We start from the raw sequence: 14,534 nt of genomic DNA, 5'->3' as shown, positions 1-14,534 counted from the left end.
CCCGCCCCTCGGCAGCTTCCGTTGACTCGTGGCGTGTTCGCCTCTCACCATGGCGTTCCAGGCGAACACGCCACGAGTCAACCCTGCCGGGGGCAGGGTCCGGTCCTCTACGTTGTGGCGGCGGGGCATCGCCTAGGAGTGGAGGGTCTGGATGGCCGAACGCAGGTACGGTACGCAGGCCGCGCCGACCGAGACGACGATCCGGTCCGGGGACTGGGAGTTCCGCGATCTCGAGAACGAGGTGTTCACGCGGGTCCTGTTCGTGGATGTCGATCTGACGGAGACCCTCGCCGGTGGGACGACGTTCGAGGAGTGCAGCTTCCGGGGGGTCCGGTTCAACTGCGCGGTCCTCACCGATTCGGCGTTCGTGAACTGCACGTTCACGCGCTGCGCGTTCTTCGACGCCACGTTCAGCGGGTGCAAGCTCACGGGCAGCATGTTCGACGGGAACACGTTCGGGGCGCTCAAGGTGACCGGTGGCGACTGGTCGTTCGCCGGGTTTCCGGGCGCCGACCTGCGGGGGTCGAAGTTCACCGGGGTACGGATGCGCGAGGTGGACTTCACCGGCGCCCGGCTGGAGAAGGCCGAGCTCCGCGACTGCGATCTGTCGGCCTCCTGGTTCCACCAGGCCGAGCTCGCCGAGTGCGACCTGCGGGGCAGCGACCTGAACGTGCTGAACCTCGACACCGCGCGGTTCCGTTCGGCGATCATCGACCCGGCGCAGGCCGCGGCGGTCGCGGGCGCCTTCGGCTTCGATGTGCGCTGACCAATGTGCGCTGGTCAATGTGCGCTGGTCGACGTGCGCTGGTCGACGTGCGCTGATCGACCTGCGCTGAACGGTCAGACGACCAGGCCGAGGGCGCGCTCCTTCATGGCCGGAGAGGCGGTGGCGGCGGAGCCGCTGTCGAACGGGGGCTGCGGGTCGTACTCGATCGCCAGCTGTACGGCCTGCGCGGTCGCGTCGTCGGTGGCCCGCGCGAGCAGGGTCAGTGCCATGTCGATGCCGGCCGATACGCCGGCCGCGGTGATGATCCGGCCGTCCTCGACGACGCGTTCGCTGACGGGCTCGGCGCCCATGCCCGCCAGGTGTTCGACGAAGCCCCAGTGGCTGGTCGCCTTGCGGCCGTTCAGCACGCCCGCGGCTCCCAGCACGAACGATCCGCTGCACACCGAGGTCGTCCACTGCGTGTGCTCGTGGGCCTGGGCGATCCAGTCGAGCATGGCCTTGTCGCCGACGGCTTCGGCGGTGCCCGGGCCGCCCGGTACGACGATCACGTCCGGGCGGGGCACGTCGGCGTAGGACGCGGTGGTGGTGAGGGTGAGGGTGCCCTGGTCATCGGTGATCGGCCCCGGCTCGGTGGCCAGGAACGTGACCGTCCAGCCGGGCGCGAACGCCAGGACGGTGTACGGGCCGACGGCGTCCAGCGCGGTGAACCGGGGGTAGAGCGGGATCGCGACCTGCATGTTCAGCTCTCCTTGAGGTGGAAACGGCGGCGGTAGTCGCCGGGCGAGACCCGCCAGTGACGGCGGAAGACGCGGTAGAGGGTTTCGGGACGGCCGAGCCCGCAGGTCCTGGCCACCCGGTCGAGCGGATGGTCGGTGATCTCCAGCATCCGGCGGGCGGCGTCGGCCCGGCTGCGCTCGACGTACCGGCCGGGCGGCAGGCCGGTCTGCGCGGTGAAGACGCGGGAGAAGTGGCGCTCGCTCATCCCGGTCCGCCGGGCGAGCGCGGGTACGCTCAGGTCCTCGGCCGGGTGCGCGTCGATGTACGCCTGCAGTTCGCGGAACGGTTCGCCGGCCGGTGCCAGGGCGCGCATCGGCGTGCTGAACTGGCTCTGCCCGCCAGGACGGTGCAGGTAGACGACCAGACCGCACGCGACGTCCCGGGCGAGCACGTGGCCGTGGTCGTCGGCGACCATGGCGAGGGCGAGGTCCACACCGGCCGAGACACCGGCCGAGGTCCACACGTTCCCGTCCCGGATGTAGATCGGGTCGGCGTCCACGTTGATCCGGGGGTAGCGGGTGGCGAGGTCGTCGGCCGACAGCCAGTGCGTGGTGGCGCGCCGACCGTCCAGCAGCCCGGCCTCGGCGAGGATGTACGCGCCACTGCACACGGAGGCGACGCGGCGGGCCGTACGCGCCAGCCGGGCGACTCCGTCGATCAGTTCACGATCGTCCAGGTGCGCCGTGGCCGTCAGGCCGCCCACCACCAGGAGCGTGTCGATGGGTCCGGTGATGTCGCGGAGCGCGGTGTCCGCCGTGATCGTCATTCCGTTCTGCGCCGCTACGGCCCCCGCTCGTACCGCCGCGACCTCCGGCCGGTAACCGCCGTTCCGCGCCATCAGGTCCGCCGCCGCGAACACGTCGGCCGGGCCCGCCAGATCCAGCATCTGGAAGCCCTCGAAGACCACGGTCACCACGCGGCGCTGCATGCCTTCGATGCTGGTCGCCTGCCGGTATGGCGTCAATGACACGAACATTGCGTTTCAGGCCACCGGGAACGGCCGGAGGGCTGTGGGATGGCCGGGCCCGAGGGACGGGCCCGGCCTTCGCTCAGGGGCGCCAGGTCACCAGGGCGTCCAGGGCCTCCACGTCCTTGCCGTTCACCAGCAGCGGGTTGGTCTCCAGGGACTCCAGCCGTTCGCCGAGTGCCCCGGCGAGGGCGCCGACGCGGGCGATGACCTCGCTGAGCGCGTCGAGGTCGGCGGGCTCGGCGCCGCGCGCGCCGAGCAGGAGGTCGATGCCGCGCAGCTCGCCGAGGGCCCGGCGGATCTCGGTGGCGTCGACCGGCAGCAGCCGCAGGGACGAGTCGCGCAGGACCTCCACCCAGACCCCGCCCAGCGCGACGGCGAGGACCGGGCCCCAGGCGGGGTCGCGGATCACGCCGATCAGGAGTTCGACGCCACCGTCCCGCTGGGGCTGGACGAGGGTCGCGGCGCCGGTGAGCCCGGCCTCGCCCGCGGCGGCCAGGATGTCGCGGTGGGCGTCGCGGACCTCGGCGGGAGTGCGCAGGCCGAGTCGTACGCCGCCGATGTCGCTCTTGTGGGCGAGCCCGTCGGCCGCCAGCTTCAGGACGACCGGGTATCCGAGCCGTTCGGCGGTCGCGGCGGCTTCGTCCTCGGTGGACGCGAGTGTGCCCGGGATGACCGGAATGCCGTTGTCTCTCAGCAGTTCGGCGGCACGGTGCTCGGCCCACACGCCGGTCGTCTCGCCTCGTACGACCGGTTCCAGGGGCGGGGTGTCAGGGGCCTGCGGTACGCGGCGATGGTGTTCGGACCAGGTCGCCGCTGCCGCCAGGGCCCGCATGCCGTGCTCGATACCGCCCACGACCTGCGGGTATCCGGTGCGTTCCTGGACGCTGCGGCCGAACGGGGAGATGTCGATGAGCGCGTTGCCCATGAGGATGGTCGGGCGGGGGGACGCGGCCAGGCGGCGGGCGTTCGCCTCGTACAGGGCCATGAGGGGTTCGGGATCGGCGGGGGAATGGCGGGGCAGTTCGGACAGGCCGAGGACCGCGTCGATGCCGGGATCGGCCGCCACGATCTCCAGGGCGCGGCCGAGGAGCGTGCGGTCGACGACGACGTAGCCGGTCACGTCCAAGGGGTTCTGCGGGGTGGCGAACGCGGGCAGGATCTCCTTCAGCCGGGCCACCGTGCGCGGGTCGAACGGCGGGAGCTCCAGGCCCTCCTCCTCCGCGCGGTCGGCGATGATCTCGCAGGCGCCGCCCGAGGGCGTCACCACGCCCAGCCGGCGGCCGGGCAGCGGCCCGGTCTCGGCGAGCAGCCCGGCGGTGATGATCAGGTCTTCCAGCGATCCGACCCGGACCACGCCGAGCTGCCGGAACGCGGCGTCCACCACCCGGTCGTCACCGACCAGCGCGCCGGTGTGCGCCTGCGCGGCCCGGGACGCGATCGCGCTGCGGCCGATCTTGAGCGCCACGATCGGCTTGCCGGCCGCCAGCGCCCGGCGCGCCGCGCGGGCGAACTCGTCCGGATGCCGTACCGACTCCAGGAACAGCGCGATCACCTTGGTGGCCGGGTCGTCGATCAGGTGGTCGACGACGTCGGTGATCGAGACGACCGTCTCGTTGCCCATGGCGGTCAGCATGCTGATGCCGATGTTCCGGGACTGGGCGAACGACAGCACGGACGTGGCCAGCGCGCCGCTCTGCAGCACCACCCCGACCGAGCCGCGCACGAGCGGGGGCGCGATCGGCAGCCCGTACGGGGTGATGCTCGCGGCGGCGTTGATGTAGCCGTTGCCGTTGGGGCCGAGGATTCGCAGATCGTGCTCACGGGCGAAGGCGGCGAGCTCGTCCTCGCGGCGCTGGCCCTCGTCGCCGGTCTCCCCGTACCCGGCGGTGAGGATCACGTAGTCGCGGATGCCGCACCGCACGCCCTCCTCGAGCACCGTCTGGACCGCGCCGGTCGGGACCATGATGAACGCCAGGTCGACCGGCTCGGCGATGTCGGACAGGGACTTGTGGGCGCGCTGCCCGTGCACCACCTCGGTACGGGGATTGACGAGATGGACCTGACCGGTGAAGCCGTGCCGCCCCAGGTTGGCGAACGTGCTGAGCGACCAGCCGGACTTGTCGGTGGCGCCGACGAGCGCGATCGAACGGGGATTGAACAGGGCGGCCAATCGACTCGCCGTGGTGGCGTTGCCGTTCATGCGTCCTCCCTTCCGGCCAGGCGGAAGTACGGGAGCGTGAGGTCGTCCGCGACCTGGGTGATGTCGAGCCGTACACGATCACCGATGCGGGGCCGCCCGGAGCCGGTGACACGGGTCATCATCCGGACGCCCTCGTCGAGGTCCACCAGCGCGATGGTGAACGGGACCTCCTCGGCGAAGTCCCCGAAGGCGCGGTGCGCGACCGTGTACGAGTAGATCGTTCCGTCGCCGGAGGCGGCGAACCAGGCGAGGTCGGCGCCCCAGCAGTGCGGGCACACGGCGCGCGGGTAGAAGACCGCGCGCTCGCATCCGCCGCAGCGCTGCAGGCGCAGCTCACCTGCGGCGACGCCCTCCCAGAACGGTGCGGTGTCGGCGTCGGGTACGGGACGGGGCGTCAACGGTGCCTCCCGAGGGGGACGGTGGAGGTCAACGGTGCCTCCCGAGGATGACGGTAGAGGTGGACGACAGCACGCCGCCGGTGCCGTGTACGAGGGCCAGCTCGGCGCCGGGCACCTGCCGGTCGCCGCACTCCCCGCGCAGCTGCCGGGCGGCTTCGATCAGCAGGAAGATCCCGTACATGCCGGGGTGGGTGTACGACAGTCCGCCGCCGTTGGTGTTCATCGGGAAGGCGCCGCCGGGCGCGGCGCGTCCACCGGAGATGAAATCACCCGCCTCGCCCGGTTTGCAGAAGCCGAGCGATTCGAGCGTGAGCAGCACGGTGATGGTGAACGAGTCGTAGATCTCCACCACGTCGAGATCGTCGTGCGCGACCCCGGCCATCCGCATCGCGGCCGGGCCGGACTGTGCCGCCCCGGTCACGGTGAGGTCGGGCATGTTCGAGATCGTGGCGTGGGTGTGCGTCTCGCCGTGCCCGAGCACCTCGACCGGCGTGGTGGCGACGTCCGGGAACCGGTCCTCGGCCGCGACCACCACCGCTCCGCCGCCGTCGGTGACCAGGCAGCAGTCCAGCTTGTGCAGCGGCTCGCAGATCATCGGCGAGGCCAGCACGTCCGCGACCGTCAGCGGTTCATGGGACGGCGCGCGCGGGTTGAGCCGGGCCCACTCGCGGGCCGCGACCGCGACCTCGGCGAGCTGCTCGGGTGTGGTGCCGTACTCGTGCATGTGCCGCATCGCCGCCAGCGCGTATGCCCCGACCGGCTGCGGCAGCCCGTACGGCAGCTCGAACTGCGCGGTGAGCTGCGGCGGGGCCGCGCGTCCCCGGGACCGTCCGGTGCGCTGCGTGCTCCCGTACGTGATCAGCGCGACGTCGATCAGGCCGGCCCGGATCGCCGCCGTGGCGTGCCCGACGTGCGCCTCGAACGACGAGCCGCCGATGTTGGTGGAGTCGGTGTAGCGCGGCTGGATGCCGAGGTACTCCGCGAGCGTCAGCGTCGGTGCCCAGCCCCAGCCACCGGCGGTGAACACCGCGTCCACGTCGTCCTTGCCCAGCCCCGCCTCCGCCAGCGCGTCCCGCGCGGCCAGCGCCTGCTGCGACAGGACGGTCAGGTGCGGGGTCTTGCCGATGTCGGACTCGGCGACCCCGACGATCCCCGCGCGCCGCTCCCCCGTCATTCGCCGATCCCGCCGAGGCGGACATGCCCCTTGATGAGGTTGCGCGCGATCGTGCGGCGCTGGATCTCGTCGGTCCCCTCGAAGATGCGCAGCAGGCGGAGCTCGCGGTACCAGCGTTCGATCGGCAGTTCCTTGGTGTAGCCCATGCCGCCGTGGATCTGCAGGACGCGGTCCACGACCTGGTTGGCCATCACGGCGCCGTGCAGCTTGGCGATGGACGAGGCGTGCCGGGCGTCCTTGCCCTCCTGGACCTGCCACGCCGCGTACAGCGTGAGCCACTTGGCCGCCTCGATCTCCACCTGCGAATCGGCGATCATCCACTGGATGGCCTGGTAGTCGGCGATCGGATGGCCCATGGAATGGCGGATCCTGGCGTACTCGACGGCCATCTGCAGCATCCGCTCGGCCGAGCCGATCGCCCGCGCCGGGATCAGGTAGCGGCCCTGGCCGATCCACCGCATCGCCAGGTCGAAGCCCTTGCCGACCTCGCCGAGGACGTTCTCCTCCGGGACGCGCACGTCCTCGAAGACGAGCGAGGCGGGACCCCACTGGCCCATCGTGGGGATGGGCTCGGACTTCCAGCCCATGTCACGGTCGACCAGGAAGCAGGTCACTCCCCCGTTCGCGCCCTTGTCGGGGTCGGTGACGGCGAACACCATCACGAAGTCGGCCTCGTTGCCGCCGGTGATGAACGTCTTCTCGCCGTTGATCACCCAGTCGCCGCCGTCCTTGACGGCACGCGCCCGGATGCTGCGGGCGTCGGAGCCCGCCCCCGGCTCGGTGATCGCGAAGCACGACCGCCGCTCACCCTCGATCGTCGGGACGAGGTAGCGCTGTTTCTGCTCGTCGGTGCCCGCGTACAGGATGTTGTCGGCCGAACCGCCGAAGCTGAACGGGACGAACGTGCGCCCGGTCTCCATGGCGAGGATCGCCGACATGACCGCGCCGAGGTTCATCCCGCCGTACTCCTCGGGCGTGTTGATGCCCCAGAAACCCACCTGCCGCGCCTTGGCCCGAAGCTCGCGGACCACGTCGGGGTCCACGGCCGGCTGCCCGGCCCGCTCCCGGCGCAGTACCTCCGGCTCCAGGGGCACGACCTCCTTGTCGATGAACGCCCGTACGGTGTCGCGGATCTGCCGTTCCTCGTCGTTGAGGGAGAAGTCCACCATGAGCTTGCCGCTCCTTTTCGGGCCTTCACGAGGCCCTGTCGGGTGAAGGGGGACGAAGACGGTTCAGTGCTGGGAGCGCAGCGTCAGGCGGCCGTGGTCGATGACGACGGTCCCGTCGTCCTTGGTGGTACGGAACGACACCGCGTTCCGGTCGTCCTCGTCCGTCCAGCCGGAGACGGTCAGCGACTCGCCAGGGAAGACCGGGCTGCTGAAACGGCCCGAAACAGAGGCGACGCGCGCCGGATCGGAGTCGGCGAAAGCGTGCAGGAGAGCGCGGCCCGTGACGCCGTACGTGCAGAGCCCGTGCAGGATGGGCCGTTCGAACCCGGCGCGCGCGGCGAACACCGGATCCGAGTGCAGCGGATTGCGGTCACCGCAGAGCCGGTAGAGCAGCGCCTGCTCCGGCCGAGTCTGGTACGTCACGGACTGGTCCGGCTTCCGGTCGGGGAGCGTCCACGTGGCGCGGGGGCCGCGCTCGCCGCCGAAACCACCCTCGCCCCGGATGAACGCGGCGCTGCGTACATCGGCGACCGGCTCGCCGCTGTCCGGATCGACGGCGGAGGTCTCGCTCACGACCAGCGCGCCCGAACCCTTGTCGTAGATGCCGGTCACCGTCGAGGTCACCCGTACCGATCCGGCGGGAGGCAGCGGCCGATGGGCGGTGAACGACTGCTCGGCGTGCACCAGCATGGCCGGGTCGAAGTCCCCCAGCCTGCGCCGCCCGGCCGCCTGGGTCACCAGCACGGCGAACGTCGGCAGCACGCGCTGCTCCACTCCCGCCGAGTTCTCGGTGGTGAAGGCCAGTTCGCTGGTGGGGTCGTCCAGGCCGGCGCCGACCGCCACCGCGTACAGCAGGGTCTCGGCGGACGTCCAGCTGCGGACGACCGGCTCGGACGGCTCTCCGACGAGGCTGTGGTCGAGCGTCATTTCGCATCCTCCGGGGTCACGCCGTCGGGACGGACATTGGGGCGCGCCTTCTCCAGCAGCGCGGGTACGACCTCGTCCAGCTCGTGCGGGGCCCAGCGGGCGCCCTTGTCGACCATCGGCCCGGCGCGCCAGCCCTCCGCGACGCTGATCATTCCGCCACGGACGTTGAACACCCGCCCGGTGACGTCGCGCGCTCCCGGGCTCGCCAGCCACACCACCAGCGGCGCGATGTTGTCGGGGGCCGCCGGGGCGAACGCTCCGGGCTCGGGCTCCGGCCGTCCCGACGCCGCGATCAGGCCCTCGGTCATCCGGGTCAGCGCCGCGGGGGCCACGGCGTTGACGGTCACGCCGTACCGTCCCAGCTCGCGAGCCGCGATCACGGTGAGCCCGGCGATGCCCGCCTTGGCGGCACCGTAGTTGCCCTGGCCGGGGTTGCCGTAGATCCCGGACGAGGAGGTGGTGTTGATGATGCGGGCGTCCACGTCGTGGCCCGCCTTGTGCCGTTCCCGCCAGTACGCGGCGGCGTGCCGGAGCGGCGCGAACGTCCCGCGCAGGTGGACCCGGATCACCGAGTCCCACTCCTCCTCGGTCATGTTGACCAGCATCCGGTCGCGCAGGATGCCCGCGTTGTTGACCAGGACGTGCAGGTCACCGAAGCGTTCGACGGCCGACGCGACCAGCCGCCGCGCACCCTCGAAGTCGGAGACGTCCGAGCCGTCGGCGACGGCCTCGCCGCCCATCGCGCGGATCGCCTCGACCACCTCGCCCGCCGGTCCGGTGGACGAGCCGCTGCCGTCGACCTCGGCCCCGACATCGTTGACGACGACCCGGGCGCCGTGCCGCGCGAACTCCAGCGCGTGCTCGCGGCCGATGCCCCGGGCGGCGCCGGTCACGATGACGACCCGTCCATCACAGATCGCTGCCATGGTCATTGCTCCCTTCGGATCGTGTCCGCGTGGCCGGGACCATGCCGTAACGGCCCCGAAAGGAGGAAGATGGCGAAGGGGACGATGGCCGCGAGGGATACGGCCGGGACGACGGCGGCGGAGGCGGACGGCTTCATCGGCACGCCTTTCTGCGAGGCGGGGAGACCCACAGGACCTAGAGGCGGATTCTAGAATCCGCCTCTAATGTGCTCCCCGTCACCCGCGGATGTCAACGGTCTCCCGGCACCCGGTACGGCGCCCGGCTCACCGCCACATCTACCGGGGGCGGCCGGTGTGCGAATCGGCTACATCGCCTGGGCGGCGGACACCGGCGATCCGCCTGGCCGCTCGGCCCCGGAGACCTTCCGATCAGGGAAACCGCAGGTGCGGCGGGCGCATCGAGAGAAAGAGCCGCTCGCGGCTGCGGCGGTTGTTTCACTTTCATGACGACGAGTGTTTCCCCCGGCGTGACTGGTGGCTTTACTGACGAAACCACCGTCCCGCTGGAGGTCCTATGCGTTTCTCTCGCATCCCGTCCGTGATCATCGGCGCACTTTCCCTTGCGCTTCTCCCGCCCCTGTCCGTCGCACACGCGGACGAAAACGAGTACGTCGCGCTGGGCGACTCCTACGCTTCAGGGTCCGGCGCCGGAAACTACTCGGACGTGTTCTGCTCCCGCAGCCGGAACGCCTATCCGGCGCGATGGGCGACCGCCAATTCCCCCGGTACGTTCAGGTTCGTGGCCTGCGGGGGCGCCCAGATCCCGGACGTGCAGAACTCCCAGCTCTCGGCGCTGCGGTCGACCACCTCCCTGGTCAGCATCAGCATCGGCGGCAACGACTCGGGCTTCGCGGCGACGATGATCAGCTGCATGTTCTCCACCGACAGCGCATGCGAAAGCGCCCTGAACAACGCGTCGGCGTTCGTCCGCTACCAATTGCCCGGACGGCTCGACCGCCTCTACACCGCCATCAAGACACGCGCACCCAGGGCGAAAGTCGTCGTGGTCGGCTATCCCTACCTTTACAAGGAGGGTTTCTGTTTCGGGGGAATCAGTGCCCGCAAACGCTCGATGATCAATGACGGCTCGGATCTGCTCAACGGTGTCATCGCCGACAGGGCCGGGGCCGCGGGATTCGCGTTCGCCGACGGCCGGCCGGCGTTCGCCGGGCACGAGATCTGCACCGCCGACGCGTGGATCAGCGCCACCAACATCCACCCGACCTCCGAGGGCCACGCCAAGGGCTACCTCCCAGCCTTCTCCGCCGCCGCGAACTAGCAGACCCCCCGCCACCCCCGCAAAGCATCAGGAAGGACCGTCCATGGGCATCCATGTGCCTCCCCCCAACGAGAACCCACGTACCGAAGGAGGCGACCGCCGCGGCCGGCCGGGCAGTCGGCTGAGCATCCGGCTCGGCGTCCGGCTGGCGCTGGCCGCGACGGCCGGGCTGATCGTCGCGGCCGGGACCGTCGCGCTCGCAGGCCAGGTGCCGCAGTCCGCCGCGCCTGCCTCGGCCACCGGCGACCAGGCCGTACGGACCGTTCCGGACGGGACGGCCAGGAAAGACGCCACGCGCCATGCGGGCACCACGCTGGACGGCGTACGGGCGAACGCCCCCGCACGCCAAGCCGCGCAGCCTCGAGCACAGGCACAGGGCCCGGTCGAGGACGCGCGCCGCCTAGCCACCCGCAACCTGCGCGGCGCCAACAACTGGTCGTGCCGACCGGGGGCCGCGCATCCGCAGCCCGTGGTGCTGGTGCACGGAATGCTGTCCACCGGCAGCGTCTGGTCCTCGCTGGCACCGCAGCTCAGCCAGCGCGGCTACTGCGTCTTCGCGCTCGACTACTCGGCCACCATCCCGGTCACTCGCGGGGTCCAGCAGCTGTCCGTCTTCGTCGACGGAGTGCTCGCCGCCACGGGAGCGGAGAAGGTCGCCTTCGTCGGCCACAGCCTGGGCGGCGGGATGGTGCCCCACGGCTACCTGACCGAGAACGCGGCCAAGGTGTCCGAGCTGGTCGGCATCGCCCCGGCCAACCAGGGCCAGCGCATCCGGGACGGTGTGGACTACACCGTCGTCGCCAGCCAGTACGACGGCATCGTGGGAACGCCGGAGCAGCAGTTCCTCCAGGGACCGGCGGAGCGCGTGACCAACGTGCGGCTCCAGGACCGGTGCGCCGGCAACCGCGCCTCGCACCTGACGATCATCTTCGACCGGGTCGCGTTCCAGTGGGTCTTCAGCGCGCTGGACCGGCAGGGCCCGGCCGACCCGGGGCTCCGCCCGCGCTGCTGACCCGGATGTCCGGGCACCGTTGAAGCCAGGCCTGGAGTTCCCGTACGAGCCCTCCCCGGCGCGTGCAGGCGCTCCAGGCCTCTTCGCGTCGCGATCGACCCGTCGCGATCAGCCCGCCTCGATCGTCCCGTCGCGATCGACGCGTCGCGATCAGCCCGTCTCGGCGAACCGGCGGATCAGGTCGCCGCGCGAGGTGATCCCGAGCCGCTCGAAGACCCGCCGCAGGTGGTAGTCGACCGTACGCGGGCTCAGCGAGAGCCGGGCCGCCACCTCCTTGTTGGTCGCGCCGGCCGCCACCAGTTCGACGATCTGGCGCTGGCGTGCGGTCAGCACCGAGGCCGTGCCGGCCAGTTCGATGGCGTGGCCGGGGCCGTCCCGTCCGGTCGCGTTCCAGTCGTCGCCGCCGGCGCGCAGTTCGGCACGGGCGCGTTCCAGCCACAGGCTGGCGCGGTGCCGCTGGAAGATGTCCGCCGCTTCCCTGAGGTGGACGCGGGCCTCCCCGCGCCTGCGTTCGCGGCTGAGGTGCTCGCCGTACAGCAGTTCGGTGCGGGCCCGTTCGAGTTCCCGTTCACCGGTCCGGTGCAGCCGGAGGGCCTCCTGGTAGTTCTTCTCGCTGTCGCCGATCCGCAGCAGGGCGCGGCAGCGGGCCGCCTGCGCGGCCGGCCAGCTCCCGCCGATCGCCTCCGCCCACCGGGTGAAGGCCATCGCGGCGCTCTCGGCCCGGTGTCCCTCGCCGGCACGGACGGCCGCCTCGACATAGGCGGGTACGGCCTCCAGCGCGATACCCGGGTGGCCCGTCCGTGCACGGGTGACGCGGTAGAGCCTGATGGCAGCGTCGGCCCAGTTGCCGCGCGCGAGATCGAGCTGGGCCTGCCCCCACAAGCCGAGGGAAGAGGCCAGACCCAGTCCGTGTTCGGCCGCATCGTCGACCACGCGGTGCGCGTACCGTTCGCAGGCCTGGGCGTCCCCGGCCAGTCCCGCCGACAGCATCAGCATGCCCATGAGGTTGCGGGCGCAGTTGAGCTGGCCGGTCTCGTGGGCAAGCCGCAGTCCCTCGGTGGCCGTGAGCGTCGCGGTGGCGGGCCCGCTGAGCCAGCATTCGGCGTACGCCAGGTACTGCATCGCGTGCGCCATCGTGGTCGTGTCGCCCGCCGTACGGGCCAGCGAGACCGCGCGTGAGGCCAGTGCGCGGGCGCGATCGTCGCTCGCTGCGAAAAGCGCGCCGTACGCGCCCCAGGCCAGCAGCAGTGGATCGGTCACCTGCCCGGCGACGTCGAACAGCCGCCGCAGCCGGGTCGCCGCCTCGGGCAACCGCCCCTGGAACGAGTCGGCGACGCCGAGCAGGAAGTCGGCGGCGAAGCGGATCTCCGTACGGTCCGGTTCGGGGGAATCGTCGAGCAGGGCCAGCAGGCGGTGGCCGGCCTGGATCGGGAGCGCGGCGTCCCCTACGTACAGGCCCGCCTCACCTGCGGTGACCAGCGCCTTCACGGCGAGGGGCCGGTCGGTGGCGGCGAGGACGTCGGCGGCGATCAGCAGCGCGTCGTAGGCGTCGGTGGCCGCCGCGTGGTGCAGGCAGATCACGCCGCGCAGGTACTCGATCCGTCCGCGCAGGGCGGGCCGGTCCGTCTCGACGAGGGCGGTAGCGCGTTCCAGCAGCCGCGCCGCCCGCCGGGGATGGCCCGCCTGGCTGACCCAGTCGGCGGCGCTGACGAGGCGGCGTCCCTGAAGGCCGCCGTCGCGGGTCAGCCGGGCCGAACGTTCCATCAGCCCGGCGGCCATGGCCGGTCCGCCGCGCCGCCGGGCGTCGGTGGCCTGGCGCTCCAGGACGTCCGCCAGCTCGTCGTCGGTTCCGGGGTGCAGCGCCGCGAGGTGCCAGTACCGCCGGTCGTCGCCGGTGTCGGTGAACGCGTCCGCCAGCGACTCGTGGGCACGGTGCCGTTCGGCAAGATCGACGCCGTGGTAGACGACCCTGCCCAGATCGGCGTGCCGGAAGAACACGGTGGTGGCCGTCTGCGTGATCAGGCCCGCGTCCTCGGCGGCCTCCAGTACGGCGGGGTCGGTCCCGGCCCGTTCGGCGAGGTGGAAGAGCGTGGCGGGGTCGAGTCGCGGCTCGGCGGCCAGGAGCACCAGCAGGCGCCGGCAGTCGGCGGGCAGCCCGTGGAACCGGGCCAGCCGGATGCGGGTGAGCCGAGGCCCCAAGGGCAGCGGGTCGGGCAGCAGGGACGGCTGGCTCAGCTGCGCGGGCGTCAGGGTACGCAGCAGCTCCAGCAGGATGAGCGGGTTGCCGCCGGCCGCGTGCACGAGGACCTCCCGTACGGCGGGCGCGACCGGCGAGGGCTGCTGCTCGGCGATCAGCCGCAGGCAGCCGGCGTCGTCAAGGGCACCGATCGGCAGCACCGGAACGCCGGGCATCAGCACCGCCGCGTCGCCGTCCGTGGCCGCCAGGACCGCCACCCGCTCGGTACTGATCCGGCGGGCCACGAACCCGAGGGCGTCGCGGGACTCGGGATCGATCCAGCCCAGATCGTCGATCAGGATCAGGATCGGGCCCGCGGCGGCCATCCTGGTCAGCAGGCCGAGCGTCGCCACCGCGACGGGCAGCCGCTCGCGAGGCGGCGGGCCGCGCCGTACCAGCACCCGTTCCAGCGTCTCCCGCGAGGCGGGCGGCAGGTGGCGGAGCCCGGCGGCCAGCGGCCGTACGAGCCGGTGCACCGCCCCGTACGTCAGCGCCTCCTCCGACCGCACCCCGTCGGCGCGGATCACCCGGAAGCCGTCCGCGAGGCTCGCCGCGTGGCCGAGCAGCTCCGTCTTGCCGATCCCCGGGTCTCCGGTCAGCACCAGGCCACCGCCCCCGGCCCTGCGGCAGGCGTCCACCAGTTCCGCGAGCCGGCGGCACTCGGCCTGCCTGCCGATGAACGGCTGCTCGGTGCGGTGTGTCACGGCCACGCTCCAGCTCGGGAGCTCAGAATAATCGT

General features: G+C 71.9%; 12 protein-coding genes. 3 read left to right on the top strand and 9 right to left on the bottom strand.

Translation table 11 applies throughout. The annotated features are described in order from the left end of the window. Window positions 1-151: 151 nt before the first annotated feature. Window positions 152-766: a pentapeptide repeat-containing protein gene (locus ACH34Q_RS17515; protein ID WP_395984027.1), complete on the top strand. Its 615-nt coding sequence runs from the start codon at window positions 152-154 to the stop codon at window positions 764-766. A gap of 74 nt (window positions 767-840) precedes the next feature. Here the strand turns inward: ACH34Q_RS17515 and ACH34Q_RS17510 are convergent, their stop codons facing one another. From ACH34Q_RS17510 to ACH34Q_RS17475, 8 genes are all read right to left on the bottom strand, one after another. Further along, window positions 841-1,464 (bottom strand): DJ-1/PfpI family protein, encoded by a 624-nt coding sequence (locus ACH34Q_RS17510; RefSeq protein WP_395984026.1) that lies wholly within the window; start codon window positions 1,462-1,464, stop codon window positions 841-843. A gap of 2 nt (window positions 1,465-1,466) precedes the next feature. Next, window positions 1,467-2,474 carry a GlxA family transcriptional regulator gene (locus tag ACH34Q_RS17505; protein WP_395984025.1) on the bottom strand — a complete coding sequence of 336 codons (1,008 nt, stop codon included), beginning with the start codon at window positions 2,472-2,474 and terminating at the stop codon, window positions 1,467-1,469. Between the two features lie 79 nt (window positions 2,475-2,553). After that, complete coding sequence (locus ACH34Q_RS17500) at window positions 2,554-4,674, bottom strand: acetate--CoA ligase family protein (RefSeq protein WP_395984024.1); 2,121 nt, start codon at window positions 4,672-4,674, stop codon at window positions 2,554-2,556. After that, the gene (locus ACH34Q_RS17495) at window positions 4,671-5,072 is read right to left on the bottom strand and encodes a Zn-ribbon domain-containing OB-fold protein (RefSeq protein WP_395984023.1); all 402 of its coding nucleotides are present in this window, start codon (window positions 5,070-5,072) and stop codon (window positions 4,671-4,673) included. Before ACH34Q_RS17495 ends, ACH34Q_RS17500 begins: the two co-directional genes overlap by 4 nt. 28 nt (window positions 5,073-5,100) lie before the next feature. Next, complete coding sequence (locus tag ACH34Q_RS17490; protein WP_395984022.1) at window positions 5,101-6,246, bottom strand: acetyl-CoA acetyltransferase; 1,146 nt, start codon at window positions 6,244-6,246, stop codon at window positions 5,101-5,103. Next, window positions 6,243-7,415, bottom strand: coding sequence for an acyl-CoA dehydrogenase family protein (locus tag ACH34Q_RS17485; RefSeq protein WP_395984021.1), 1,173 nt, complete (start codon window positions 7,413-7,415; stop codon window positions 6,243-6,245). The genes ACH34Q_RS17490 and ACH34Q_RS17485 overlap by 4 nt, the downstream gene beginning before the upstream one ends. A gap of 63 nt (window positions 7,416-7,478) precedes the next feature. Further along, window positions 7,479-8,342 (bottom strand): MaoC/PaaZ C-terminal domain-containing protein, encoded by an 864-nt coding sequence (locus ACH34Q_RS17480; RefSeq protein ID WP_395984020.1) that lies wholly within the window; start codon window positions 8,340-8,342, stop codon window positions 7,479-7,481. Then, window positions 8,339-9,268 (bottom strand): SDR family oxidoreductase, encoded by a 930-nt coding sequence (locus ACH34Q_RS17475; RefSeq protein ID WP_395984019.1) that lies wholly within the window; start codon window positions 9,266-9,268, stop codon window positions 8,339-8,341. The genes ACH34Q_RS17480 and ACH34Q_RS17475 overlap by 4 nt, the downstream gene beginning before the upstream one ends. Window positions 9,269-9,806: 538 nt before the next feature. Between ACH34Q_RS17475 and ACH34Q_RS17470 the strand changes: the two genes are divergently transcribed. Continuing rightward, the gene (locus ACH34Q_RS17470; protein WP_395984018.1) at window positions 9,807-10,547 is read left to right on the top strand and encodes an SGNH/GDSL hydrolase family protein; all 741 of its coding nucleotides are present in this window, start codon (window positions 9,807-9,809) and stop codon (window positions 10,545-10,547) included. 43 nt (window positions 10,548-10,590) lie between these two features. Then, window positions 10,591-11,559 (top strand): esterase/lipase family protein, encoded by a 969-nt coding sequence (locus ACH34Q_RS17465; protein WP_395984017.1) that lies wholly within the window; start codon window positions 10,591-10,593, stop codon window positions 11,557-11,559. Between the two features lie 150 nt (window positions 11,560-11,709). Here ACH34Q_RS17465 and ACH34Q_RS17460 read toward each other — a convergent pair whose 3' ends face one another. After that, entirely contained in the window at window positions 11,710-14,499 is a 2,790-nt protein-coding gene (locus tag ACH34Q_RS17460; RefSeq protein ID WP_395984016.1) for an AAA family ATPase, read from the bottom strand. Window positions 14,500-14,534: the final 35 nt, after the last annotated feature.

Source organism: Actinomadura sp. 9N407 (genome assembly GCF_044326315.1).
GTDB lineage: Bacteria > Actinomycetota > Actinomycetes > Streptosporangiales > Streptosporangiaceae > Spirillospora.
This window is presented reverse-complemented; position numbering and strand designations above follow the sequence as displayed.